The sequence below is a fragment of the Limnohabitans sp. DCL3 genome, assembly GCF_048019295.1.
Classification (GTDB): Bacteria; Pseudomonadota; Gammaproteobacteria; order Burkholderiales; family Burkholderiaceae_C; genus Limnohabitans_A.
On sequence record NZ_CP171842.1, the window covers coordinates 3152387 to 3176486 of the forward strand.

General features: G+C 61.5%; 23 protein-coding genes. 7 read left to right on the forward strand and 16 right to left on the reverse strand.

Annotated features, from left to right (window positions below; translation table 11 throughout):
- The first annotated feature begins 9 nt into the window (after window positions 1–9).
- The 4 genes from senB (at window position 10) to ACHEXK_RS14515 (ending at window position 4878) form a co-directional block, all read left to right on the forward strand.
- On the forward strand, window positions 10–1002 hold the full coding sequence (gene senB, locus ACHEXK_RS14500) for a selenoneine biosynthesis selenosugar synthase SenB (RefSeq protein WP_416546990.1): 993 nt from the start codon (window positions 10–12) through the stop codon (window positions 1000–1002).
- Window positions 1002–3356, forward strand: coding sequence for a selenide, water dikinase SelD (gene selD / locus ACHEXK_RS14505; protein ID WP_416546991.1), 2355 nt, complete (start codon window positions 1002–1004; stop codon window positions 3354–3356). The genes senB and selD overlap by 1 nt, the downstream gene beginning before the upstream one ends.
- 14 nt (window positions 3357–3370) lie before the next feature.
- Entirely contained in the window at window positions 3371–4048 is a 678-nt protein-coding gene (locus tag ACHEXK_RS14510; RefSeq protein WP_416546992.1) for a cupin domain-containing protein, read from the forward strand.
- A 65-nt stretch (window positions 4049–4113) separates the two neighbouring features.
- Window positions 4114–4878 carry an ABC transporter substrate-binding protein gene (locus ACHEXK_RS14515; protein ID WP_416546993.1) on the forward strand — a complete coding sequence of 255 codons (765 nt, stop codon included), beginning with the start codon at window positions 4114–4116 and terminating at the stop codon, window positions 4876–4878.
- Window positions 4879–4929: 51 nt separating this feature from the next.
- Here ACHEXK_RS14515 and ACHEXK_RS14520 read toward each other — a convergent pair whose 3' ends face one another.
- The 3 genes from ACHEXK_RS14520 to ACHEXK_RS14530 all read right to left on the reverse strand — a co-directional run bounded on the left by ACHEXK_RS14520 (window position 4930) and on the right by ACHEXK_RS14530 (window position 9410).
- Window positions 4930–5685 (reverse strand): DUF3047 domain-containing protein, encoded by a 756-nt coding sequence (locus tag ACHEXK_RS14520; RefSeq protein ID WP_416546994.1) that lies wholly within the window; start codon window positions 5683–5685, stop codon window positions 4930–4932.
- Window positions 5682–7844 carry an FAD-dependent oxidoreductase gene (locus ACHEXK_RS14525; protein WP_416546995.1) on the reverse strand — a complete coding sequence of 721 codons (2163 nt, stop codon included), beginning with the start codon at window positions 7842–7844 and terminating at the stop codon, window positions 5682–5684. The genes ACHEXK_RS14520 and ACHEXK_RS14525 overlap by 4 nt, the downstream gene beginning before the upstream one ends.
- A 93-nt stretch (window positions 7845–7937) precedes the next feature.
- Window positions 7938–9410, reverse strand: a complete 1473-nt coding sequence (locus tag ACHEXK_RS14530; protein WP_416546996.1) for a Fic family protein — start codon at window positions 9408–9410, stop codon at window positions 7938–7940.
- Between the two features lie 519 nt (window positions 9411–9929).
- Between ACHEXK_RS14530 and ACHEXK_RS14535 the strand changes: the two genes are divergently transcribed.
- Window positions 9930–10631 carry a hypothetical protein gene (locus tag ACHEXK_RS14535; protein ID WP_416546997.1) on the forward strand — a complete coding sequence of 234 codons (702 nt, stop codon included), beginning with the start codon at window positions 9930–9932 and terminating at the stop codon, window positions 10629–10631.
- 75 nt (window positions 10632–10706) lie between these two features.
- On the opposite strand, the gene ACHEXK_RS14540 is transcribed toward ACHEXK_RS14535, so the two are convergent.
- The gene (locus ACHEXK_RS14540) at window positions 10707–11312 is read right to left on the reverse strand and encodes a CDP-alcohol phosphatidyltransferase family protein (RefSeq protein WP_416546998.1); all 606 of its coding nucleotides are present in this window, start codon (window positions 11310–11312) and stop codon (window positions 10707–10709) included.
- Entirely contained in the window at window positions 11305–11742 is a 438-nt protein-coding gene (locus tag ACHEXK_RS14545; RefSeq protein WP_416546999.1) for an ATP-binding cassette domain-containing protein, read from the reverse strand. The genes ACHEXK_RS14540 and ACHEXK_RS14545 overlap by 8 nt, the downstream gene beginning before the upstream one ends.
- A gap of 106 nt (window positions 11743–11848) precedes the next feature.
- On the opposite strand from ACHEXK_RS14545, the gene ACHEXK_RS14550 reads away from it, so the two are divergent.
- Complete coding sequence (locus tag ACHEXK_RS14550) at window positions 11849–12112, forward strand: BrnT family toxin (protein ID WP_416547000.1); 264 nt, start codon at window positions 11849–11851, stop codon at window positions 12110–12112.
- Window positions 12102–12371 (forward strand): type II toxin-antitoxin system BrnA family antitoxin, encoded by a 270-nt coding sequence (gene brnA / locus ACHEXK_RS14555; RefSeq protein ID WP_416547001.1) that lies wholly within the window; start codon window positions 12102–12104, stop codon window positions 12369–12371. Before ACHEXK_RS14550 ends, brnA begins: the two co-directional genes overlap by 11 nt.
- A 61-nt stretch (window positions 12372–12432) precedes the next feature.
- Here the strand turns inward: brnA and ACHEXK_RS14560 are convergent, their stop codons facing one another.
- The 11 genes from ACHEXK_RS14560 to metH all read right to left on the reverse strand — a co-directional run bounded on the left by ACHEXK_RS14560 (window position 12433) and on the right by metH (window position 24069).
- Window positions 12433–13038, reverse strand: coding sequence for a CDP-alcohol phosphatidyltransferase family protein (locus ACHEXK_RS14560; protein ID WP_416547002.1), 606 nt, complete (start codon window positions 13036–13038; stop codon window positions 12433–12435).
- Window positions 13031–13708, reverse strand: coding sequence for an ATP-binding cassette domain-containing protein (locus ACHEXK_RS14565; RefSeq protein ID WP_416547003.1), 678 nt, complete (start codon window positions 13706–13708; stop codon window positions 13031–13033). The genes ACHEXK_RS14560 and ACHEXK_RS14565 overlap by 8 nt, the downstream gene beginning before the upstream one ends.
- Window positions 13705–15336 carry an ABC transporter permease gene (locus ACHEXK_RS14570; protein ID WP_416547004.1) on the reverse strand — a complete coding sequence of 544 codons (1632 nt, stop codon included), beginning with the start codon at window positions 15334–15336 and terminating at the stop codon, window positions 13705–13707. Before ACHEXK_RS14570 ends, ACHEXK_RS14565 begins: the two co-directional genes overlap by 4 nt.
- Window positions 15333–16595 carry an ABC transporter substrate-binding protein gene (locus ACHEXK_RS14575; RefSeq protein WP_416547005.1) on the reverse strand — a complete coding sequence of 421 codons (1263 nt, stop codon included), beginning with the start codon at window positions 16593–16595 and terminating at the stop codon, window positions 15333–15335. Before ACHEXK_RS14575 ends, ACHEXK_RS14570 begins: the two co-directional genes overlap by 4 nt.
- Window positions 16596–16637: 42 nt before the next feature.
- Window positions 16638–17087 (reverse strand): FKBP-type peptidyl-prolyl cis-trans isomerase, encoded by a 450-nt coding sequence (locus tag ACHEXK_RS14580; protein ID WP_416547006.1) that lies wholly within the window; start codon window positions 17085–17087, stop codon window positions 16638–16640.
- A gap of 43 nt (window positions 17088–17130) precedes the next feature.
- Entirely contained in the window at window positions 17131–18201 is a 1071-nt protein-coding gene (locus tag ACHEXK_RS14585; RefSeq protein WP_416547007.1) for a DUF6352 family protein, read from the reverse strand.
- Window positions 18202–18268: 67 nt separating this feature from the next.
- Window positions 18269–18811: a TPM domain-containing protein gene (locus ACHEXK_RS14590; RefSeq protein WP_416547008.1), complete on the reverse strand. Its 543-nt coding sequence runs from the start codon at window positions 18809–18811 to the stop codon at window positions 18269–18271.
- A gap of 1 nt (window position 18812) precedes the next feature.
- The gene (locus ACHEXK_RS14595) at window positions 18813–19709 is read right to left on the reverse strand and encodes a TPM domain-containing protein (RefSeq protein WP_416547009.1); all 897 of its coding nucleotides are present in this window, start codon (window positions 19707–19709) and stop codon (window positions 18813–18815) included.
- 89 nt (window positions 19710–19798) lie between these two features.
- Window positions 19799–20404 (reverse strand): LemA family protein, encoded by a 606-nt coding sequence (locus ACHEXK_RS14600; protein WP_416547010.1) that lies wholly within the window; start codon window positions 20402–20404, stop codon window positions 19799–19801.
- Between the two features lie 131 nt (window positions 20405–20535).
- A complete protein-coding gene (locus ACHEXK_RS14605) occupies window positions 20536–21057 on the reverse strand; it encodes a YqhA family protein (protein WP_416547011.1) in 522 nt (173 codons plus the stop codon).
- Window positions 21058–21324: 267 nt separating this feature from the next.
- Window positions 21325–24069, reverse strand: coding sequence for a methionine synthase (gene metH / locus ACHEXK_RS14610; protein WP_416547012.1), 2745 nt, complete (start codon window positions 24067–24069; stop codon window positions 21325–21327).
- Between the last annotated feature and the right edge of the window lie 31 nt (window positions 24070–24100).

Genomic DNA, 24100 nt, shown 5'->3' on the forward strand with positions numbered 1-24100 from the left:
AAACCGACCATGCAAAAACGCCGTGTGGTCATCGTCAGCCCCGCCTTGGCCGATGCCAACAACGGCAACTGGCAAACGGCGCGCCGATGGCAACGCTTGCTGGCACCACACCAGGTTCGGATCGTGCGGCAATGGCCAGGCAACGATCCCGCCGCCCATGCCCAAGCCCTGCAAGACGAGGTGATGCTGGCCCTGCACGCCCGGCGTTCGGCCGAGGCCGTACAAGCCTGGTACGCACAGCACGGTCAACGCGGATTGGGTCTGGCCTTGACCGGCACCGACTTGTACAGAGACATTGCGCACGACCCACAAGCCCAGCGGTCTTTGGCTTTGGCCCAATCTTTGGTGGTGCTGCAAGGGCTGGGTCCCAATTCCTTGCCGCACCAACACCAAGAAAAAACACGGGTGATTTACCCATCCAGCAGCACCCGTCAGACCTTGCCTAAAACCAACCGGCATCTGCGCATCGTCATGGTGGGACATTTACGCGAAGAAAAAGATCCGCACACGTTGATGGCTGCAGCACGTCTGCTGTCCCCAGCCAGCGGCATCTTGATCGACCACATTGGCGCAGCACTGGAGCCCGCTTTGGAACAAGCGGCACTGGCCACACAGGCGCAGTGTCCCCATTACCGCTGGTTGGGTGCACTGTCACACCCGCAAACCCTGCAACGCATCCAGCGTGCGCACCTGTTGGTGCACTGCAGCCGCATGGAAGGCGGCGCCCATGTGCTGATGGAGGCAATTTGCAGCGGCACGCCTGTGCTGGCGACGCGCATCGATGGCAATGTGGGCCTGCTGGGCGAGGGTTACGCGGGCTGCTTTGAGCCCGGTGACGCGCAAGCCCTGGCCCATTTATTACAAGCTTGCCGCTCACCGCAAAACGGCCCCAGCCTGATGGCACACTTGAAGCATCAGTGCGCCTTGCGCGCACCCTTGTTTGAACCTCAGGCCGAACGTGCCGCCTTGCACCAATGGGTGCAAGACCTCTGGACAATTTGATGAAACCCTCTGATCAACCTGTGCTGCGCGACCTCGTGCTGGTCGGCGGCGGCCACAGCCATGTGGGCGTGCTGCGCATGTTCGCCATGAAACCCGAGCCGGGCGTGCGCATCACCGTGATCTGCACCGACATCGACACCCCTTACTCGGGCATGCTGCCGGGCTACATTTCGGGCCATTACAGCTTTGACGAAGTGCACATCGACTTGGGCCGGCTGTGTGCCTTTGCCGGTGCGCGGCTCTACCACGATGCCGTGGTCGGCATCGACCGCAAAACCCAAACCGTCATCTGCAAGAACCGCCCACCCGTGGCCTACGATTTGTTGTCCATCAACATGGGTTCAACCCCCCAGGTGCAACAAGTTGAAGGCGCACAAACGCTGGCCGTACCGGTCAAACCGATTGCACAGTTCAACCAGCGTTGGCTGGCACTGCTGGACAAAGCGCGGCAATGGCCAGCGCACCGAGGTCGCATGACGATCGCGGTGGTGGGGGGGGGCGCAGGGGGCGTCGAACTTCTGCTTTCCATGCAATACCGATTGCGCAACGAGCTCAAGGCTTTGGGGCGCAGCCCCGAGGACCTGAAGTTTGTTCTGCTGAGTTCTGGCGAGACGATCTTGCCCACACACAACCCAGGTGTTCGCGCGCGGTTTGCCAAGGTCTTGCAAGAGCGCAATGTCGATGTCCACACCCAAGCCGAGGTGGTCCAAGTCTCGCCCGGCTGTTTGCACACACGCGATGGCCGTACCTTTGACGCCGACGAAACCATGTGGGTCACGCAAGCCGGTGGTCCCGCTTGGCTGCAAAGCACGGGTCTGTCCCTCGATGACAAGGGCTTCATTCAGGTGCACCCCTCATTGCAAAGCCGAAACGATCCGCTGGTGTTTGCGGCTGGCGACATTGCCTCGTTTGTAGAGCGCCCTCTGGAAAAAGCCGGTGTGTTTGCCGTGCGCATGGCCAAACCCTTGGCCGAGAATTTGCGCCGCAGCTTGCGCGGCCAACAGCTGGTGGCTTACAAACCACAACGCCACTGGCTGGCCTTGATTTCAACCGGCAACCGTTTTGCTGTGGCCTCTCGCGGCTCGCTCGGCTTTGCAGGCGGCTGGGTTTGGCGCTGGAAGGACCGCATTGACCGCACGTTCATGCGCCGCTTCACCGAGCTGCCTGTGATGGACTGGAACTCACCGAGCATGCACAGGCGCACGGCCTTTCAGTCGATGGGCAAAGTGCTCACGGACATCCTGGCCCAGGGCCATGCCCCGGCCACGCGGCTGAATTTGACATCCGAAGAATCGCTGCAAGCCATCTCGGCCATCGCCATGCGTTGCGGCGGCTGCGGCGCCAAAGTCGGCTCCAGCATCTTGTCTCGCGCTTTGGGTAATTTGAAGCCCGTGGAGCGGCCAGACGTGTTGATCGGCCTGCATTCGCCAGACGACGCGGCTGTGGTGCGCGTGCCGCCAGGCATGGCGGTGGTGCAGACGGTGGACTTTTTCCGGGCCTTCATCGACGACCCTTATGTATTTGGCCAAGTGGCGGCCAACCACGCATTGGGGGATATCTTTGCCATGGGGGGCGAGCCGCAAACGGCCACCGCCGTGGTCACCGTGCCGCCGGGCTTGGAGAGCAAGGTGGAAGATCTGCTGAACCAAATGATGGGCGGCGCGATCGAGGTGCTGAACGCCGCAGGCTGCGCCTTGGTGGGGGGGCACACGGGCGAAGGCGCCGAGCTGGCCCTGGGCTTTGCCATCAACGGCCTGATCGACGACAAGATGGACAGCGTGATGCGCAAGGGCGGGATGCAGCCAGGCGATGTGCTGCTGCTGACCAAACCGATTGGCACCGGCACCCTGTTTGCCGCGCATGCGCGCTACGCCGCCAAGGGCCGCTGGATCGATGCGGCGCTCAAGTCGATGGTGCTGTCCAACCAATCGGGCGCTGAAATTTTGCGCACCCATGGCGCCACCGCCTGCACCGACCTGACCGGTTTTGGCCTGCTGGGCCACCTGGTGGAGATGACGCGTCCCTCCGGGGTAGACGCCGAGCTGCAACTGAGCGCCTTGCCCCTGCTCGACGGCGCGGTCGATTGCGTGCAAGCGGGCATCGTCAGTTCCTTGCAGCCCGCCAATGTGCGGCTGCGCCGCGCCCTGCGCAACGCCGACGAGTTTGTGGGTGACCCCCGCTACCCCCTGCTGTTTGACCCACAAACTGCGGGTGGCCTGTTGGCCAGCGTGCCCGCCGCCCAAGCGCCAGCATGCGTGCAAGCGCTCCAGGCCGCGGGCTACGCGCACACCGCCATCATCGGCCGCATCACTGCGCAAAGCGCGGCCATCGAGCCCGTGCTGCTGAAAACCTGACTGCCACAAGCCTCATGCATACAGACCCCCTCTCGCACCCCATCACCCTGAACGCGGACCGGACCCAGCGCTGCACCATTTACAGCCCCTCACTCGACTGGGTGGATTCCCCCTCATCCGGGGTGTCGCGCCGCATGCTCGAGCGTGACGGGGGTGAAGTGGCCCGGGCCACGTCCATCGTGCGTTATGCACCGGGCTCGGCTTTTTCCAGCCACACCCACGGCGGGGGCGAAGAAATTTTGGTGCTCGAAGGCACGTTGCAAGATGAACATGGGGTGTACGGCCCCGGCACCTACATCAAAAACCCAGTGGGCACATCGCATGCGCCCTCCTCACCGGAAGGCTGCACTTTGTTTGTCAAACTGCGCCACCTGGACGCACGCGACAACGAGCGCGTGGTCATCGACACGCGCCGCAGCGCATGGCGACAAGGCCTGGTGGAGGGCCTGAAGGTCTTGCCGCTCAACACCTTTGAGACGCAAAACACCGCCCTGGTGCGCTGGGCACCCCAGACTTTCTTCAACCCACACCGGCATTGGGGCGGCGAAGAGATCTGGGTGGTCGAGGGCGTGTTCTCAGACGAGCACGGCGACTACCCTGCAGGCAGTTGGCTGCGCAGCCCTCACATGAGCCAACACCAACCGTTTAGCCGCGAAGGCTGCTTGATCCTGGTGAAAACCGGGCACCTGTAAGCCGCCCGCAGGGCTTGGTTTTTTAAAATGATGGGCCTGAGACCGGTCACCTTGAACGACACACCATGAACGCCCCGTTGCACACGCCTTCGCTCGCCTCTATGGCGCCTTTCATGGCGCCTCATGGCACTTTGCGTGTGGCCATCAATTTGGGCAACCCGGTACTGGCCGGGCTCGATGCGGCGGGTGAACCCTCGGGCATCTCGGCTGACTTGTCACGTTCATTGGCCGCACAGTTGGGTGTGGGCATTGAATGGCGCATCTTCAAAAAGGCCGACGACTCGGTGCAATGCGTGCGCGCAGACGAAGCCGACATCGGCTTTTTTGCCATCGACCCGGTGCGGGGCGAAGGTCTGCATTTTTCGCCGCCGTATGTGCAAATCGAAGGCGCCTACATGGTGCGCAGCGACTCGCCACTGCAAAGCAACGACGAGGTCGATCAAGCCGCCCACCGCGTGACTGTGGGCGCGGGCAGTGCTTACGATTTGTTTTTGACCCGCCACCTGAAGCACGCCCGCATCGTGCGCGCACCCAGCTCACCCGCCGTGGTCGAGGTGTTCATGGCCCAACAACTCGAAGTGGCTGCAGGCGTGAAGCAGCAACTCCAAGCCGATGCCCTGCGCCTGCCCGGTGTGCGCCTGCTGCCCGGCCGCTTCATGGTCATCCACCAAGCCATGGGCATGCCCGCACAGCGCAGCGTGGCAGCGCGTGAACAGCTGAACGCTTTTGTCGAAGAAGCCAAAAGCTCCGGCTGGGTGGATGCGGCTTTTGTTCGGCTCCACATCCAAGGCGCGGCGGTGGCGCCAGCGGGCTACCCGACCTCGAACTGACAAGGCGGCAAAATTGCGGCCGTCACCGCGCTGTGACAACAGCACCAGCGATCACCTCACCCAACCCAAAGCCTGAACCCAGCCCACACTCTGGCTGCCCGTGTTGTCGCTGTCGGCACCCACCAGCACCGCACGCACCTTGGGCACAGCGGCCCCTGCAGGCAACTCATCGGCAAACAACTTCGCAAAGTCGGCAGCCACATCACGGCTCTCGGTCTGCCATTGGGCCAGGGATGCGCCCTTGCCTTGCAACGTGAGGAAGCGCACGCGCGGGGTGTAGGGGTTGGCGCCTTGCAAGCCCGCAGGGTGCACGCTGTCCCACACGTAGCACAGCGTGGCAGCGGGCAGGTCTTCGCCGCTCACGCTGCGGGCGATGCGCAGCAAGGTGCGCTCTACAAACGGCACGCGGTCCAGCGGGTGGTCGAACATCACACACACTTTGAGCGCCGCGTCGTCACCCGCTTTGGTTTGGATGTCGGCGACGACTTGGCCGCCTGTGAGTGGTTGGTCCAAACGCCATCGCCATTGCAAACGACTTGGGTTGACCTTGGGCAAGTCGTGCACCCAAGTGCCATACGAAGCGCGGGTGCTGACCTTGAGCGCCCGCTCGCCTTGCACCTCGGCCAGTTCAAAGCGGGTGGTGGGAATGTCGGCCTTGGACTTGGGAAAGCCCACAAAGCGCCAGGTGCTGGGCGCAGCGCCATCGGACGGCACCAAAGGCGACAGGTTTTGCGCCATGGCAGATGCCGTGCCGCAGACCAAGCCCAGCGCCAGCAGCACTGGGACAGGTGTGAGCAAGGGGTTCATCCGCGCCGCCAATCGTGGAACTTCTTCACCCAAGCCAGCAGCTTTTGCGGCGCGTGGGCGCGCTTCCATTCACCGGCCGCGTACTTGTTGGCCTCGGCCATGGTCGGGTAGGTGTGGATGGTGCCCAAAATCTTGTTCAAGCCCAGGCCATGTTTCATGGCCAGCACGTATTCGGCCAGCAAGTCCCCCGCGTGCGAGCCCACGATGGTCACGCCCAATATGCGGTCTTTGCCCGGCACGGTCAGCACTTTCACAAAGCCGTGTGCTTCGCTGTCGGCAATGGCCCGGTCCAAGTCGTCAATGCCGTACTTGGTCACTTCGTAGGGGATATTTTTCTCTTTCGCCTCTTGCTCGTTCAGGCCCACACGCGCCACCTCGGGGTCGATGAAGGTGGCCCAGGGGATCACGCGGTAGTCGACCTTGAAGGATTTGAAGTCGCCAAACAAAGCGTTGACTGCCGCATACCAAGCCTGGTGCGCGGCCGTGTGGGTGAACTGGTAGGGCCCAGCCACATCGCCTGCGGCGTAAATGTTGGGGTAGAGCGTTTGCAAATACTCGTTGGTGTCCACCGTGCGGTGCGTGGGCACACCAATGTCTTCGAGGCCATAGCCTTGCAGACGGGCCACGCGGCCCACAGCGCAGACCAGCGCGTCAAACACGATCTCCACTTCTTGCCCCTGTGTGGAGGCCACCAAAATTTTGTCCTCCCCCCGGCGCTCGCAGCGCAGCGCTTGGTGCCCGGTGAGCACCTGCACGCCGTCGGCCTGCAGCGCGTCGCGTGCGAGCACAGACACCTCTTCGTCCTCGCGCACCATGATGCGATCACCCATTTCGACCTGCGTGACCTGCGCACCCAGGCGGGCAAAGCTTTGTGACAGCTCGCAGCCAATTGGCCCGCCGCCCAGCACCACGATGCGCTTCGGTATGTCGTCCAACTTGGCAAACTCGTCCCACAGCGTGTCGCTGGTGACATAGCCCACGTCATCGAGGCCCAGCAAAGGCGGCACCATGGGGCGTGCGCCGGCCGCAATCACGATGCTCCGCGCTGTCAGCCGCTGCACCTGGCCGTTGTTCAAAGTCACTTCCACCGTCCAAGGGTTCACCAACTTGCCGTAACCCTGCAGCACCTCCACACCCAAGCCGGTGTAACGCTCCACACTGTCGTGCGGCGCGATGGCTTTGATCACATCGTGCACACGCTGCATCACCGCCTTGAAGCTGAAGCTGGGCGCGGTGTCGCTCAGGCCGTACTGTGCGCCGTGGCGCATCTGGTGGGCCAGCTTGGCGCTCTTGATCAAGGCCTTGCTCGGCACGCAGCCGTAGTTCAGGCAGTCGCCACCCATCTTGTGCGCCTCGGTCAGAGTGACTTTGGCTTTGACGGCAGCGGCAATGTAGGCCGACACCAAACCTGCCGCGCCACCGCCGATCACGATCAGGTTGCGGTCAAAGGTCTTGGGGCGCACGCTGGCCCAGCGGGCATAGACCTTGCGCTTTTGGACAGCCGCCACCACACGCCGCGCCAACAAGGGGAAGATGCCCAGCAGCACAAAGCTGCCCAACAGTGCCGGGCTCAAAATGCCCCGCACCGAGTCCAGCTGCGCCAGTTGCGTGCCCGCATTCACATACACCGCCGTGCCCGCCAGCATGCCCAACTGGCTCACCCAGTAGTACGTCCAGGTCTTCATGCGCGTCAGGCCCATGAGCAGGTTGATCAGGAAAAACGGCACCACCGGAATCAGGCGCAAAGTGAACAGGTAAAACGCGCCCTCTTTGTCCACACCCGAGTGGATGTCGGCCAGGCGCTGCCCAAAACGCGCTTCGACCCACTCGCGCAGCACAAAGCGCGAAGCCAGAAAAGCCAAGGTGGCACCCAGGGTGGAGGCAAACGACACCAGCAGCAAACCCTGCCACAGGCCAAACACGGCACCGCCGCCCAAGGTGATGATGACCGCACCCGGAATCGACAGCGCCGTGGCCAAGACATACACCCCAAAATACACCGCAGCCACCAACACAGGCTGCTGTGCATAGCGCTGGTCCAAAAGGGCTTGGCTCGCCTTGAGCTGCTCAAAGCTCAGATAACGCCCCAAGTCCAGCGCCACAAATGCACCGATGGCCAGCGCCAGCAAGAGCAGCAAAACAATTTGACGAAGGCGCATGACGGGGAAACTCCTGATGGGCAATGACTTGGCGGAGGGTGCGAGATGTGCGCTGCCCAAGAGTGTGAACGATAACGCCGATGAACAGACCGTTCAGTGCGGCTGGCCAAAAAGTGCCAGGTGATCGCCACCCCCGGAAAAAGCCAACTGCCAAGCCAGGTATTCAGAGCGACGCAGCCGGTAACGGGCCACGCTGCCTTCGTGCAACTGCTGCAGCGCCTCGGCCAACATGCGGGTAAACGCTTCTTGGTCGGCTGCGGGCAGACTCAAACGCCCCACCACAGTGGCCAGCGCGTCAGGACTGGGCGCTTGCAGGCCCTTAACCACCGCCTGCACGGCCTGAATCAGCGCCTCGCGGTATTTGATTTTGAGGGGGTTCGGCTCCACCATGGTGTGGGTGATGGCCAGATAACGCTGGCACGAGCGTTCATACGCCCACACAAACACGTCGCGCAACAAATCGACCTCGTTGAGTTCATACACCCCCAAAGTCCCTTCGATGTAAGCCCGCTCGGGCACGTCGATGAACGACAAGGGGCACAGCTTGTGCTGGATCAGCGGCATGTTGGCGGCAATGCGCGACACGCGTTTGTTCGCATCTTCAAACGGCTGCAAATACGGCAGCTGCACCATGAGGAAAAACGCCTGCTCAAACGGGTCAGGAATGGCGGCAGCTTTGCCAAGCAGCAGCTCAAAACAGTCCTCAATCACCTGGGGCATGGCGACAGGGTGAAACACCGTGCCCGAAATCTCCACCACGCGCCGACGCAGTCTGCCACTGGCCTGCGGGTCGCGCATCAGGTCTTGCGACAACACGGCATGCAAGTTTTTGAATGTGAAGGCATCAAAGCCCACCTCGTTCATGTCCTCGTTCGTGTCCTCCATCAGCATCTCGATGGCGGCTTTGTGGTTCAGGATCATCTGCGTTTCGATGGCGTCCTTGCCCTGCGCGGCCTGACCGAGCTCGATCAGGTTTTGCGTGTCCAGGCGGCTGTAGGTGTTGCCCTCCAGCCGCGATGAAGCCCACGACAAATCCACCAACAAACGGCTCAAGATATCGCGGGCATAGGTGCCTGCGGGCCGCTCATGGGCTGGCGTGCGGCCCATCTCGTGCAGCTGGCTGCGCAACGCAGCTGGCAAATAAAACGTGACGCCCGGCTGATACGCCTCCAAGAATTCACGCCGATAACCCACCGGACGGCGGTGCATCAGCGGTTGACGGACCCGATCACGGATGCTGGCACCTGCGGGCGAAACCGGCAAATCGGGTTCCGCTTCGGCCACGCCCACAGCGGTCTTGACCTCCCGGTCACCGCGCCCAGCTCCAAGCTGCGCCCAAGCCAGCGCCACCGGCTTGTAGACCAGCGCAATGCTCTGCCCCTCTGGCGCGATCCGCTGCGCATCGATCAGTTTGAGCAAGCGGCGCTGCAAAGTGCGGCGGTTCAACGCCCGGCCCTGACGCTGCGCCATGGCCAGCTCGATCTCGGCAATGCCGATCCCGCCCGGGTGCGCAGCCACGATGGATTCGATCAGATGCAATTCGTCGGCGGGGGTGATGCGGGGCATGCTGCGGCCTGTTAAGGGTTCATTTGTCGCGCTCAATGGTCTAAATGCGTCCGAGAGCGACAGTATGAGAGCCATTATGTCACTCAATGTGTCGCGCTTGCAAGTCTTAGTGTCGCGCAATCAGTTTGGTACGACGCTAAGAGTCATCTTTCGCCGCACATTTTGCTGTGAATATGCCGCATATTCACCGCAATCGCGCGAACTAGTTCGTGCTTGGGGTGGGTTTGGGGGCCCTATTGGGGTGTACACGCAAAGATATTTTGTAGCTAATTTTTCGTATTTATTTCGGTATAGTGTGGCGCTTCATGCCTGCTGCGCTGGAAGGTGCGGGAGGGAAGTTGCAAGGGGCTGGTATCCGGGTTTGGGCTGCAAATTCAGTCCTGCACGCACCTACAGCGCTTGGCCCAAAACCTATAGCGCAAGCCACTTGCAACGATTTCAACAAAAAGATGTATCGACACGAGCCGGGTGTATCAATCGGGTTTTGCGGACTACATCACGTTAGACCACAAGGCACCAATGTCTCAACTCTGTCTCGAAATTGTCAAAGGTTTGTTTACTCTCACAGCCGTCGCCCTTGGATCGTATGTGGCCCTACACGTCTACTTTCGCCAAAAAGAATACGAACTTGTCAAACAAAGATATCTCGAAGGTGGTGTCGATATCGTCGCCGCGCAACTCGAAACCTCACTTGGTGTAGTCAGCCACAACTGGGATCGCTGTCTGCGGGTCTGCAAATCGTTCCGAGACACCGGCGAAGACTTTGATGTCAAGGAGTTGGATCGAGGCTTCCTCGTACTTGATGCCTCAAAATTTCAGGAGGTCGCGCATCATCGCGTAAGCTCATTGCTTCAATCGCAAGTTGTCTGGGAAAAGTTTCAGTCCGCGATGGCGTACGTTTCATATGCGAATTCGATGATTACGCAAGAAGTTCCGGAGGCAATGCGCATGCGTTGCACCACCAATAGAATTACTCTCGACCATGCAAGCATGGGCCGAAAGATGATTGAGGATCTGACTCGAGTTCACAACAAGCGCTCCAAGTTCGAAGTTCTGGCTCTAGAGCTTCATGCCTTGAGCCTTATGCTTGAGCAAGAAAAACTGAACTTGAAGGCGGTTGCAACCTTCTCTCAGCGCGTGGAAGTGCAACAACTCATCCAGCGTATCACTACTCAAGTACCGGAGGCAAGTGAGTTGGAGCTTGCGCAAGATGTGGTCTAACCCATCCCCTCATGTCAAACGTTAAATGCCCTTGCTTATTTGCCCCATCCCAGTTGATCACATGGCGGCTTGACCTCACCCCAACCGCCGATACCCCCACCCCACCCGCATCCCCGTGGTGATGGCACACAGTGCAGCAAACCCATAAGCCAACACCGCAAAGTGTTCAGGCCACACACACATGGCGGCAAACACGCTGATGGTCTCGGTGGCTTCGGTCAAACCACCCAAGAAGTAGAAACTTTTGCCTGGCAAGGCGGTGTCAGTCAGGCCGCGTTTTTCGGCGAGTGCGGCAAACGCCAAAAAGCTGCTGCCGGTGCCGATGAAACTGGCCAGCAGGGCTGCGGCGGGCAGTGCGTTGGTGCTGGGGGCGGCCAAGGCAAAGGCCAGGGGAATGGCGGCATAAAACACGAAGTCGAGCGCGATGTCCAAAAAGCCGCCCGCTTCGGTGGGCTGGGTCAGGCGGGCCACGCTGCCGTCCAGGCCGTCGAGCAAGCGCGAGGCCAGCAGCAGCGCCAAGCCCCACCACCACGCTTGCAGCGCAATGGCCACGGCGGCGGCCATGCCGATGGCAAAGCCCAGCCAGGTGAGCGCGTCGGCGCTGATGCCAGCGCGCACCAAGCCGCGTGCGGCAGCGTTCAGCGCGGGGCGCAAGAGGGTTTGGGCGTGGCGGTCAAACATGGGTGGGGCTTTCTTCGGCGGCGCGCAAGTGCACCACGTGCTGCGGGTCGGCCACGTCTTGTTCGTCGTGCGTGACCAGCACCACCGGGATGCGCCGCTCGCGCACATGCGCAAACACCCACGGGCGCAGCTGGGCGCGCAAGGCGGCGTCGAGTTTGGAAAACGGCTCATCGAGCAGCAGCGCTTGCGGCTCGGCCAGCAAGGCGCGCATGAGCGCCACACGCGCACGCTGCCCGCCCGAGAGCGTGGATGGGTCGTGCTCGCCCATGCCAGTCAGCTCGGCTTCTTGCAGCGCTTGTTGCACGCGGCCTTGGCGTTGCGCGTTGGTGAGGCTGGTGCCGTTGGTGCAAATGGAGGGGACGGCAAACAGCAGGTTCTCGGCCACCGTCATGTGCGGGAAGAACAAGGCGTCTTGAAACACCACGCCCACGGCCTTGGTCGCACCCGTGCTTCTTGTGGTTCACGCCATAGACACACAGCGCTTAGTGCTCAGGCGGCTTGTAGTTGGGTGACAATTAAGGTATATTTTCTATACCATGATGTCTTTTGAGTTTGACGCCGCAAAGAGTGATTCCAATCGCACCAAGCATGGCATTGATTTCGTCCAAGCTCAGGTGATGTGGAATGACCCGATGCTGTTGGAAATTCCGGCAAAAACAGATGACGAACCACGTTATCTGGTGATTGGTGTCATGGATGGAAAGCATTGGTCGGCAGTCATCACCTACCGGGGAGCCAATATCCGATTGATATCCGTGCGTCGCGCACGCACAGAAGAGGTGGCACTGTATGAAAGCTAAAAAGTTCGAGCAACAGTTTGATGATGGCGCCGACATCACGGCTTCTTTGGACTTGTCCAAAGCCAGGCGCGTGCTGCAGGATCAGAAGCGGGTGAATGTTGATTTCCCAACATGGATGATTGACTCGCTGGATCGTGAAGCCAGCAAACTGGGAGTTACACGGCAGTCTGTTATCAAGATTTGGCTGGCCGAGCGTCTTGAGGCGACCACTTCTAACTTGCCTCTCCAACGGACGCGCGCAGGTGCCGTGCACCGCTGAACTCTAAGTTAATGTCCTTGCTTATTGGCCCCATCCAAGCTGATCAAATGGCGGCTTAACCTCACCCCAACCGCCGATACCCCCACCAAACCCGCATCCCCGTCGTCACCACACACAACCCCGCAAACCCATAAGCCAACACCGCAAAGTGTTGAGGCCACACGCACATGGCGGCGAAGACGGTGATGGTCTCGGTGGCTTCGGTGAGGCCCCCTAAAAAGTAAAAGCTTTTGCCCGGCAAGGCGGTGTCCGTCAGGCCGCGTTTTTCGGCCAGTGCGGCGAATGCCAAAAAGCTGCTGCCGGTGCCGATGAAGCTGGCCAGCAGGGCTGCGGCGGGCAGCGCGTTGGCGCTGGGGTTGGCCACCGCAAAGGCCAGGGGGATGGCGGCGTAGAACACGAAGTCGAGCGCGATGTCCAAAAAGCCGCCCGCGTCGGTGGGCTGGGTCAGGCGGGCCACGCTGCCGTCCAGGCCGTCGAGCAAGCGCGAGGCCAAGAGCAGCGCCAAGCCCCACCACCACGCTTGCAGTGCAATGGCCACGGCGGCGGCCATGCCGATGGCAAAGCCCAGCCAGGTCAGCGCGTCAGCGCGGATGCCTGCGCGCACCAAGCGGCGTGCAGCGGCGTTGAGCACGGGGCGCAAGAGGGTTTGGGCGTGGCGGTCAAACATGGTTGCTGCTTTCTTCGGTGGCGCGCAAGTGCACCACGCGCTGCGGGTCAGCCACGTCTTGTTCGTCGTGGGTGACCAGCACCACCGGGATGCGCCGCTCGCGCACATGCGCAAACACCCAAGGCCGCAGCTGGGCGCGCAAAGCGGCGTCGAGTTTGGAAAACGGCTCGTCCAGCAGCAGCGCTTGCGGCTCGGCCAGCAGCGCCCGCATGAGCGCGACGCGGGCGCGTTGACCGCCCGACAGGGTAGAAGGATCACGCTCACCCATGCCGCTCAGCTCGGCTTCTTGCAGCGCTTGCTGCACATGCGCCTGGCGCTGAGCAAGCGGCAAGGCGCGGGGCACCGCAAACAGCAAGTTTTCCGCCACCGTCATGTGGGCAAACAGCAAAGCATCCTGAAACACCAAGCCGACACCGCGCAGGTGTGTGGGCAAGGCGGTGAGGTCACGGCCGTTCAGCTGAACGCGGCCGTCCAACTGCAAAGGCTGCAAACCTTCGGACACGCTGGCCAGCGTGCCCGCAGTGGCCGCCAGCACCGAGCTTTTGCCGCAACCACTCGGCCCCATGAGCGTGAGGATCTCGCCTGCGGGCACTTTCAGGTGCAGGTCTTGCACCAAGGTCTGCGCCGCCGTGCCCAAGCGTTCGATGTCGATCTGAAGTCCCGCGTTCATGTGTTGTCTTTCATCGGCCCGATCTTCTCAAATTGGCGTGGCCTGCCCATGTAAGCGGCCAAAGCAAAGGCCAACACGGGCAAGAGCATCTGCAAAGCGGCATAAGCGCTCATGAGCGAGCGCTGCGCACCAGACGCCAGCGTCACGGCCTCGGTGGTGACCGTGGCAAAGCGCCCCGCCCCCACATACAAGGTGGGCAAATACTGCGCCACACTGACCGCAAAACCCACCGCCCAGGCCGAGGCGATGGCGCGTTGGAGCAGCGGCCATTTGATGCGCAGCAAATCCGTCCATCGGCCCTGACCCAAGCTGGCCACCACGGCCGATTGGCGCGGATCGACCGCCAAATAGGCGGGCTCCAAGGCCAGCAGCACATAGGGCAGCACCATGACCGCGTGCGCCCAAAGCAGGCCCAGCCACTGCCCCTCCAGCCGCCACTGCAGCGCCACGCTGTAAAGGCCCACCACCCACAGCACCGAGGGCAACACCAGCGGCAGCAACCACCATGGGCGCAAAGCCTGTTGCCAGCGGCGGGGTGTCAGCTCCAACCAGGCCACCGACCAAACCAGACACACACTGGCCGAGGCCGCCGCCAAACCCAAGGTGGTCCACACCGTGGGGGCACTGGCGATCACTTGCGCCCAGGCATCCCCCGTCCACAGCGATGGCCAAAGCTGCGGAAAACGCCAGACGCCCGACACACTGCCCACCGCCAAGGCCCACCAAACAGCCAGATAAGCCCCCCCAATGGCCCAGCCCACCCAGGGTGACTCACCTTGCAACAACAGGGGGCTGCTTGCGGATCTGCGCAAACGCGCCCATGCGCGCAGCACCGTGACGGTCACCCCCGCCAACATCGCCACACTGACCGTGAGACAACCTGCCGCTGCCGCGCCTTGCGCCTGCATGGCCGCATCGGCATCCCCCAGCCATTGCCAGGCCAGCACCGCCAAAGTGGGTGGCGTCGCAGGGCCAATGATGAGCGCCATGTCCACCACCGTGAGGCCATAGGCCAACACCGCCAGCAGCGGCCAGCGCAAGCAAGGGGCCAGCTGCGGCCAAACCACTTGGGCAAAGGCGGTGGCGGGCGTGTGGCCCCAAGTTTGGGCCAGCGCAAATTCAGCTTGCCACCGTCGGCGCAGGTCTTCGCGTTGCAGTTGCGTGGCCGCCACCCAGAGCAAGAACGGCACTTCTTTGAGCCACAGCGCCAAAATCAAGCCCAAGCCCCACGGGTCTTGTGTGGTCAACCAAGGCGGCGGTGCGTCAAACCCCGACAGGCCCGGCGAGACCAAGCGCAACGCCCAGCCGCTGGGCGAGAGCCACAGCACCAAGCCAATGGCCATGGCCGCGTGCGGCGTGGCCAGCAAAGCGGGCACATGGGTGAGCCAGCGGGCCAATTGCTGCCGAATGAAACCATGGGCCAACAAACGCGCCACAGTCCACCACACCAGCACCGTCGAGGCCAGCCCGGTCCACAGCGTCATGCCCCAAGCGCGCAGCGTCAGCGGATCGGCCCACAAGGCCTGCCAAGCGCTGACCTCCAGCGCTTGCGAAACGGCCGCCCAAAGCGCCCAGCCCATGGGCACGGCCGCGATCAAGGCCAGCAAAAAAGCGGGCAAGAAGCTCACACGCCGTAACGGCGGGTCCACTCTTTTTCGAGCGCATCCACCCAGGACGCATGCGGCTCGGGCAGCACAGGTGCGGTCACGGCCACTTGCCCGGGTCGGGATGCCGATTGAAAACGCGCACGCTCAGCCGCAGGCAAGCGGGCCACATCCAGCACCGTCGGGTCGCCCCAGACCTCGATGTCGGCCTTGCGTGCTTGCGCAGCGGGTGACAGCAAAAAGTTGGCGACCAGCTGTGCGCCCGCTTTGCTGGGCGCGTTGTACGGAATGGCCACAAAGTGGGTGTTGCCCACCGTGCCCTTGTCGAACTGCCAGCTCTGCACCGTGGCGGGCAGTCGTTTGGCGGCGATCTCGTTGGCCGCTTCGTTGGGGTTGAACGTCAAGGCCATCACCAACTCACCATCGGCCATCATCTGACGCACGGCGGCCGAGTTTTGCGGAAACTGTTTGCCGCCGCGCCACAAGTGCGGGTGCAGCGCATCCAAAAAGCGCCACAGCGGCGCGGCCTGCGCCGCCAAAACCGCAGGCGTCACGGGCTGGGCCAACGCCCTCGCGTCCGGCGCGTGTTCGATCAAGGCCTGCTTGACGAAGGTGGTGCCGTGAAATTCGGGCGGGCGCGGGTAGGTGATGCGCCCGGGTTGCCTGCGGGCCAGGGCCAGCAACTCGGCCATGTTTTGCGGTGGTTTGGGCAGACGCTGGGCATCTGCAAAAAACGTGAGCTGGGCCATGCCCCAAGGGGATTCCAGCCCGTCGGTGGGCACCGAAAAATCGACCAGTGTGGTGGGCTTGCCCACGGTGTCCACCCACTGAAAATTGGGCAAGGTGGGCGCAAAAGGCGCAGACAACAAACCACCCTGCTTCATGGCGGCGAAGTTTTCGCCGTTGATCCAGACCAGGTCCACCGTGCCCTCGGTCTCTTTGCGGCCCGTTTGCTTTTCGGCGCGGATGCGTTTGACCACATCGGCCGCATCGCTGATTTTGACGTGCTGAAGCTTGACGCCAAAGTCGCGCTGCAACTCAGCCGCTGCCCATTGCAAGTAGGCGTTGATGCGTTCGCTGCCGGCCCAGGCGTTGAAGTACACCGTCTGGCCACGCGCGGCGCGTTCAATGTCGGACCAGGCGGCGCTTGCAACTTGCGCCGCTGCCGGGTGCACAGCCACGCTGGCGGGTAATACAGAAACCGCACCCAAAGCAAGCAAGGTGTGCCGTCGATTCCAACGCCGCTGGGGGGTTGGGGTGGAGGAAGAGGTCTGGTGTGTCATGTCGATCTTGGCTTGGTAGTCCCTTGAATGTCGCTCAAGGCATCACTTGCCTTGAATGCCCAGCAACTCCACTTCAAACAACAGCGTGGCGTTGGGCGGCACCGCGCTGCCCGCACCTCGCGCACCGTAAGCGATTTCAGGCGGGCAGGTCAACTTGGCTTTGCCACCCACTTTCATGCGCTGCACACCTTCGGTCCAACACGCGATGACGCGGTTGAGGGGGAAGTCGATGGGTTGGCCGCGTTTGTAAGAACTGTCAAATTCGCGCCCATCCAGGAAGGTGCCTTTGTAGTGCACCGTCACTTTGTCGCTGGCCGTGGGACTGGCACCGCTGCCGTCTTTCAGGCTTTTGTAGACCAGTCCGCTGGGGGTCACCACAGCGCCTGCTTCTTTGGCGGCGGCGGCGGTCACCGTGTTTTGCGCCATGGCCGCTTGGGCCAAGAGGGTCAGGGTGAGGGTGATAAACGAAAGGCGAAGGGCAGTTTTCATCATGCGCTGTGTAGGTTAAAGACAGAAACACCTGGGCACAACAAGCTCAGGCAGCGAGGGTTAAGGGCAAATTGAGCAGCAGATTTTGTGGCTTGAGCTTGAGCAAGCCCTGCTCGTTCATGGCCAAACCCAGATAGACCGGTTTGCCCTGCACATCGGCACGCATGTCGAGGGGGTTGTCAAAACGCAATTTGAACAAGCTGATGAGTTGCTGCTGGCGCTTGGCGTCCAGTTCCATGCCTTGGTACAGGTCATTGAGCAAAGCGGTGGCCGTGACGTCCAAGCCCACATGCCAGCGCCAAGCGGGGTCGTCCACCTTTTGCACCGGCTCGATGCTGACCGACACACCTAAAAAGTGTTGCACCCAGCGGGCCAGCACCACCGACAAGGCCTTGAGGCCTGAGCGGGCATTGACCATGCTCAAAATCAAACCGTGTGGCAATTCATTCTTCAGCTCGTGTGTCATGTCGAGCAAGAACGCATAACGACCCAGCCCCTCGCGTTGCGCGAAATAGCGCTCGGCGTTGTCCGGGTGCAGCACCTTCACATCGACCGCCTTGAGCGTGGCGCCGCCCTCCATCAAGAGGCGGCCCATCTCACCCAGACCGCCTGTGGATTTCAGGCTGTCCAAGGTGTCGCTGTCGCCCGACAGCACACGGCCGCCTTCGATGGTGATGCGCTGACGGCGAAACAGGAGCTCAGCGGCTCGCCAAACCCAGGCGTCCTGCTCATCGGCGAGCACGTTGCACACGATGGCCTGCACCACCAAGTCGATGAAGAGCGGGGGCAGTTGGATGTTGCCGCTTTGCTGCCAGGCCAAGTAGGCCGATTCCAGCGAGCCCGCAGCCTCCACCTCGTCACGAAAACGCAAGAACAGTCGGTAGTTCTCACGCGCATCCTCGTCCTTGAAGGCTTGGAGTTGCGCGGGTGCCACAGGCATCAAGGGCGCATCGCGCAAGGCTTGGTGCAAACGTTTTTCAGCTTTGCACGATTCGGGCACCAGCGCCAACTCGGGGCGCTGCAGCCACAGCCGCCAATAGTCGGGCGTGGAACTCATCCAGCCGCGCTCGTTACGCATCAGATGTTGGTGACCACAAGCTGTCCAGAAGTTGTGCATGTTGATTCTTTTGTCTTGCCACCCCATCATGGGGTGTCGATGGTCTTTGTTCTGGTCCAGCCCGGGCTCAGGCCCACACCACCCGGTTGGAGAGTTCGTTTGGATTGGCCTGACCAGGTGAGAGCGGGAAATGTTGAACCAGCAGCGCCGAGACCTCCTGCAGCGCCTGGGTGAGACCGCTGTCGAAGTCACCGGTTTGCAGGTGCTCACCCAAATGCTGCACCACGGCTTGCCAGTGCGCACCCGGCACATGGCGGCTGATGCCCCGGTCGGCCACGATTTCAACGCGGCGCTCGGCCAGCATCAAATAGATGAGCACGCCATTGTTGTGCTCGGTGTCCCACACGCGCAACTTGCCAAACCAAGACAGTGCGCGCCCTCGTATGACTTCAGGCAAAGGCGTTTCGCGCCCCGCCCGCCACAAGTAGCTGTTGGGCAAGGCCGCTTCAACGCACAGAACAATTTCGCCGCTGTGCCGCGCTTCGCTGGCGTTCACTCGGGCCTGCAACTGTTCGGCCATGGCCGGGGGCACCGCCCGCTCGGCGGCATGCTCGTGCATCCAGCGGTGTCGCCACCAACGTTTTCCCTGGGCCATCAGCGATTCGCGCATGTCACCACCTCCCGGAAGCGCCGCCGCCCCCAAAATTACCGCCACCGCCCGAAGAAAACCCACCGCCACCGGATCCACCCCAACCACCGGCGTGACCGCGTCCGCCGCCACCCCAGCCAGGAAAGTCACCGCCGCGCCCACGACCCTGGCTGCGCCGCACCGCAGCACTGGGCAGGGCCTGCACGAAAAGCGCGGACATCAGGCCCAACATGGCGGCGATGCCCGCCAGCCAAAACAAACCGCTCATGCTCCAAACCAAAACGCCGACCAGCCCCCCGGTCCCCAACGCGCCCAAGCGCTGCCCCAGCACCCGACGCAACACGCCCGCCACGGCAGGCAAAGCCACGAGCAACATAACCGCCAAATTCAACCAATCGACCTCGGCAGCCCCAATGGGTTTGCTCCCCTGTGCACCTGCTTTGGGCAGCGGCAAAGCCTCGCCCTCGATGCGGGCTTGCAAATGGCTGAGTCCGGCACGCAGGCCTCCTGCCACGTCGCCTTGGCGAAATGCGGGCGTGATGACCTGGTCGATGATGCGTTGGGCCGCCAAATCGGGCACCGCCCCTTCCAGCGACTTGGCCGGAGCGATGCGCAAACGGCGGTCGTTCAGGGCCACCACCAGCAGCAATCCATCGCCCACCTCGCGGCGACCGATCTTCCAAGCATCGCCCAAACGCTGGGTGAAGTCGGCGATGTCCTCGGGCGCGGTAGTGGGCAAGACCAGCACCACGATCTGGGTGCCGCGCTGCTGCTCAAAGCGCGCGAGTTGCTGCTCCAGCGCCACCACATCGGCGGCGGCCAATGTGCCGGTCTGGTCCATCACGCGGGCGGTGAGGGGTGGCACGGGCACGAGTGCCTGCGCCCAAGCAGGCGACAGGGTCAACACAACCCAGGCCATGACGCTCAACACAAGCCGGGTCAAGCCCTTGGCCAAGCTGTTCCCGCCGCACTGGCCAATGGGCCAAAGCCTAGGCATATGGGTGTGATTCACTTGCCGAAGTCCACCTTGGGCGGCGCACTGATGGCGGCTTCATTGGCCACTGTGAAGTTGGCCTTAGGCGCATAGCCAAAGACTTTGGCGGTCAGGTTGCTGGGGAAACTGCGCGCCAGCACGTTGTATTCCTGCACGGCAGCGATGTAACGGTTGCGCGCCACGGTGATGCGGTTTTCGGTGCCTTCGAGTTGCACGCGCAAATCGGCAAAGCCCTGGTTGGCCTTGAGGTTGGGGTATTGCTCGGACACCACCATCAAGCGCGACAAGGCGCTGGACAGCTGGCCCTGCATGACCTGAAACTGCTGCAAGGCCTGCGGGTTGGTCAGCACCTCGGGCGTGATCTGGAAACTCGTGGCCTTGGCCCGCGCTTGAATCACTTGGGTCAAGGTTTCCTGCTCAAAATTGGCCTCACCCTTGACGGTGGCCACGATGTTAGGCACCAGATCGGCTCGGCGCTGGTACTGGTTGAGCACCTCGGACCAGGCGGATGTGGTCTGTTCGTCCAGGCGCTGAAAGTCGTTGTAACCACAGCCGGTCAAGACCAAAACGACCAAAGTAGTGCTCAGCCAAGCGCTGATACGGGTAGCCAATCTGTTCATGGGGACACTTTCTGCTGCAAATGGAATATCAATTCAGTCAGCCGCATCATGCCGACTCTCCTTCAAGACGTGAAGACTGCGCCCAACCTCACCCGGTTTTGACTCGAGGAGCAGCCCTCGTTTTTCAAAACCTAATGGGGCTTTTCACGCGTCAGCCGTTCTGCAAAAGAGATGCCGATGGCGGACAACACAAAGGTGAAGTGAATAACCGCCACCAAGCTGACAACTTGGATGTTCTCCAAGCTCAAATCGCCGCTCAAATAGGTTTTCAAGGCATGAACCCCCGAGATCGAGATGATGGCAAATGCCAGTTTGAGCTTCAGGTTGTAAGTGTTGACATGGTCCAACCAATCGGGTTTTTTCATGTCCGATTTGTCGAAGTGCCCGGTTGTGACAAAAAGGGAAACGCCGGCCAATGCCACCACCCAAACGAGCTGCGCCACCATGGTCATGTCCACCAACTCCAGCACCTTGATGATGAGATCGATCTTCTGCAGATCTTCAAACAGCAAGGTGTTCATGAGCTTGTAGGTTTCAAGCAGAAATTTGCCCAAAATACCAAAAATAATACCGACCAAACCCACGTAAAAAAACAACATGGTGAAACGCATGCCATAGAGCAATGAACCCATGCTGGAGAGAATTTTTTCCATTTTTTCCTTGATAAAACCCAACGCCGCTTTTCAATGTGAGGTGTGGTCAACAGACCAGACCGTCAACACCCTGGCGCCCATTTTTCGATCCACCCCGATCATGTTGTTGATCGTACATGAGGCACAAAGAGGTGTTTTTAAAGATGGCATTCACGCCCTGCCATCGCCAAAGCAAGCGCAACAGCGGGCTCACTCGTGTGGCGTTACCCACAAAGTATCCCCATACAAACCGCACCCATGCCTGTTGGCTTGACGACCTCTGGCCCATCAAAGGTTCGGGGCCAGCAGGCGCTGCAGGTCTTTCACCTCAACGCCACCGCGTTGGGCCAAGTCCTGCACTTGGTCGTCACCCACCTTGCCCACGTTGAAGTATTGCGCCTCGGGGTGCGCGATGTAGAAACCGCTCACGCTGGCCGCGGGTGTCATGGCCAGGCTCTCGGTCAGGCCCATGCCAATGTCTTGACATTGCAACAAGTCAAACATCGCTTTTTTGGCGCTGTGGTCGGGGCAGGCGGGGTAGCCGGGTGCGGGGCGGATGCCCTGGTACTTTTCGGCGATCAGCGCTTCGTTGCTCAGCGCCTCGCCCGCGGCATAGCCCCACAGGTCGGTGCGCACTTTTTGGTGCAGGCACTCGGCCAATGCTTCGGCCAGGCGGTCGGCCAGGGACTTGAGCAGGATGGCGCTGTAGTCGTCGTGCGCGGCTTCAAAGGCGGCGGCGCGCTTGTCGACGCCAATGCCTGCGGTGACGGCAAATACGCCCACATGGTCTTGGCCTGTGGGCGCGACGAAGTCGGCCAAGCAGCGGCTGGGGCGCATGACACCATCAATCATGTGTTTCTCGGTCTGCTGGCGCAGGCCGCGCCAGGTCATGGCGACTTGCTGGCGTGATGCGTCGGTGTACAGCGCGATGTCGTCGTCGTTCACACTGTTGGCGGGGTACAGGCCCAGCACCGCGTTGGCCGTGACCCAGCGGCCGTCGATGATTTTTTGCAGCATGGCTTGGCCGTCTGCATAGACCTTGCGGGCCTGCTCGCCCACGATCTCGTCGTCGAGGATCGCAGGGAAAGGCCCGGCCAAGTCCCAAGTCTGGAAAAAAGGGCCCCAGTCGATGTACTGCGCGATCTCGGCCAGGTCGTAGTTTTTGAACACACGGCGGCCAATGAACTTGGGCGCAGCGGGCACGCCTTGTGACCAGTCGATGGGCGTCTTGTTGGCGCGGGCTTGCGCCAGCGTCCACATGGGGGTTTGTTTTTTGTTGGCGTGCTGCTCGCGCACCTTGTCGTAGTCGGTGTTCAGGTCGGCGATGAACTTGGCCGCTTGCTCGGACAGCAAGCCCTGCGCCACACCCACGCTGCGCGACGCATCGGGCACATAGACCACGGGGCCTGAATAGTTGGGCGCGATCTTCACGGCGGTGTGCACGCGGCTGCAGGTGGCGCCGCCAATCAACAAGGGCATCTGACGCTCACGGAAGTACGGGTCTTTTTCCATCTCACTGGCCACGTACTGCATCTCTTCCAAGCTGGGCGTGATCAGGCCCGACAAGCCAATGATGTCGGCGTTTTCTTCTTTGGCCTTGGCCAAGATTTCGTGGCAGGGCACCATCACGCCCATGTTGACCACTTCAAAGTTGTTGCACTGCAAGACCACGGTGACGATGTTTTTGCCGATGTCGTGCACATCGCCCTTGACGGTCGCGATCACGATCTTGCCCTTGGCTTTCACGTCTTCGCCCGCCGCTTCTTGGGCGAGTTTTTCGGCCTCGATGTAGGGCAGCAAATGCGCCACGGCCTGCTTCATCACGCGGGCGCTTTTCACCACCTGCGGCAAAAACATCTTGCCCTGGCCGAACAAATCGCCCACCACGTTCATGCCGTCCATGAGTGGGCCTTCGATCACATGCAAGGGGCGTCCGCCTTTGGCCAAAATCTCGCGGTAAGCCTCTTCTGTGTCGTCACTGATGAAGTCGGTGATGCCGTGCACCAGCGAATGACTCAAGCGTTGCGCCACGTTCACAGGCGCGTCAACCGTGCCGCGCCAAGCCAACTTGGTGCTTTCGTCTTTGGCGGCGCCCTTGGCGCTGTCGGCCACTTCGACCAAACGCTCGCCCGCATCAGGGCGGCGGTTCAGCACCACGTCTTCGACCCGTTCGCGCAGCGTGGGCTCCAAGTCGTCGTACACACCGACCATGCCCGCGTTGACGATGCCCATGTCCATGCCGGCTTGGATCGCGTGGTACAGGAACACGGTGTGGATGGCTTCACGCACCGGGTCGTTGCCGCGGAAGGAAAAGCTCACGTTGGACACACCGCCCGACACCTTGGCGCCCGGCAGGTTCTGCTTGATCCAGCGCGTGGCGTTGATGAAGTCCACCGCGTAGTTGTTGTGCTCTTCGATGCCGGTGGCGATGGCAAAAATGTTGGGGTCAAAAATGATGTCTTCAGGGGCAAAACCCACCTCGTCCACCAGCACGCGGTAAGCGCGTTCGCAAATTTCGATCTTGCGTTCGTAGGTGTCGGCCTGGCCTTTTTCATCGAAGGCCATGACCACAGCGGCAGCCCCATAGCGCTTGACCAGCTTGGCCTGGCGTTTGAACTCGTCCAAGCCTTCTTTCATGCTGATCGAGTTGACGATGCCCTTGCCCTGGATGCAGCGCAGACCGGCTTCGATCACGGTCCATTTGCTCGAATCCACCATCACCGGCACGCGGGCGATGTCCGGCTCACCGGCCATCAGGTTCAAAAACCGCACCATGGCCGCTTGGCTGTCGAGCATGGCTTCGTCCATGTTCACGTCAATGATCTGCGCACCGTTTTCAACCTGCTGACGCGCCACGGCCAACGCCTGCTCGTACTCGCCGTTCAGGATCATGCGGGCAAAGGCCTTGGAGCCGGTCACGTTGGTGCGCTCACCCACGTTGACGAAAGTAGCACTGGGGGACAGACCTTCAGCTCTGTCCCCCTCTGAATAGGTAACGCCGATCGAGACAGGCTCCAGACCGGACAACTTCATGGGGGGCACAGAAACGGATTTGGACGCGACA

Coding starts and splice junctions, on each gene's coding strand:
- metH (WP_416547012.1), bottom strand. CDS start 24,069: ATGAAGTTGTCCGGTCTGGAGCCTGTCTCGATCGGCGTTACCTATTCA.
- ACHEXK_RS14590 (WP_416547008.1), bottom strand. CDS start 18,811: ATGCGCGAATCGCTGATGGCCCAGGGAAAACGTTGGTGGCGACACCGC.
- selD (WP_416546991.1), top strand. CDS start 1,002: ATGAAACCCTCTGATCAACCTGTGCTGCGCGACCTCGTGCTGGTCGGC.
- ACHEXK_RS14515 (WP_416546993.1), top strand. CDS start 4,114: ATGAACGCCCCGTTGCACACGCCTTCGCTCGCCTCTATGGCGCCTTTC.
- ACHEXK_RS14525 (WP_416546995.1), bottom strand. CDS start 7,844: ATGCGCCTTCGTCAAATTGTTTTGCTGCTCTTGCTGGCGCTGGCCATC.
- ACHEXK_RS14600 (WP_416547010.1), bottom strand. CDS start 20,404: ATGAACAGATTGGCTACCCGTATCAGCGCTTGGCTGAGCACTACTTTG.
- ACHEXK_RS14565 (WP_416547003.1), bottom strand. CDS start 13,708: ATGAACGCGGGACTTCAGATCGACATCGAACGCTTGGGCACGGCGGCG.
- ACHEXK_RS14530 (WP_416546996.1), bottom strand. CDS start 9,410: ATGCCCCGCATCACCCCCGCCGACGAATTGCATCTGATCGAATCCATC.
- ACHEXK_RS14595 (WP_416547009.1), bottom strand. CDS start 19,709: ATGGCCTGGGTTGTGTTGACCCTGTCGCCTGCTTGGGCGCAGGCACTC.
- ACHEXK_RS14550 (WP_416547000.1), top strand. CDS start 11,849: ATGATGTCTTTTGAGTTTGACGCCGCAAAGAGTGATTCCAATCGCACC.
- ACHEXK_RS14575 (WP_416547005.1), bottom strand. CDS start 16,595: ATGACACACCAGACCTCTTCCTCCACCCCAACCCCCCAGCGGCGTTGG.
- brnA (WP_416547001.1), top strand. CDS start 12,102: ATGAAAGCTAAAAAGTTCGAGCAACAGTTTGATGATGGCGCCGACATC.
- ACHEXK_RS14510 (WP_416546992.1), top strand. CDS start 3,371: ATGCATACAGACCCCCTCTCGCACCCCATCACCCTGAACGCGGACCGG.
- ACHEXK_RS14605 (WP_416547011.1), bottom strand. CDS start 21,057: ATGGAAAAAATTCTCTCCAGCATGGGTTCATTGCTCTATGGCATGCGT.
- ACHEXK_RS14560 (WP_416547002.1), bottom strand. CDS start 13,038: ATGTTTGACCGCCACGCCCAAACCCTCTTGCGCCCCGTGCTCAACGCC.
- ACHEXK_RS14585 (WP_416547007.1), bottom strand. CDS start 18,201: ATGCACAACTTCTGGACAGCTTGTGGTCACCAACATCTGATGCGTAAC.
- senB (WP_416546990.1), top strand. CDS start 10: ATGCAAAAACGCCGTGTGGTCATCGTCAGCCCCGCCTTGGCCGATGCC.
- ACHEXK_RS14580 (WP_416547006.1), bottom strand. CDS start 17,087: ATGATGAAAACTGCCCTTCGCCTTTCGTTTATCACCCTCACCCTGACC.
- ACHEXK_RS14520 (WP_416546994.1), bottom strand. CDS start 5,685: ATGAACCCCTTGCTCACACCTGTCCCAGTGCTGCTGGCGCTGGGCTTG.
- ACHEXK_RS14540 (WP_416546998.1), bottom strand. CDS start 11,312: ATGTTTGACCGCCACGCCCAAACCCTCTTGCGCCCCGCGCTGAACGCT.
- ACHEXK_RS14535 (WP_416546997.1), top strand. CDS start 9,930: ATGTCTCAACTCTGTCTCGAAATTGTCAAAGGTTTGTTTACTCTCACA.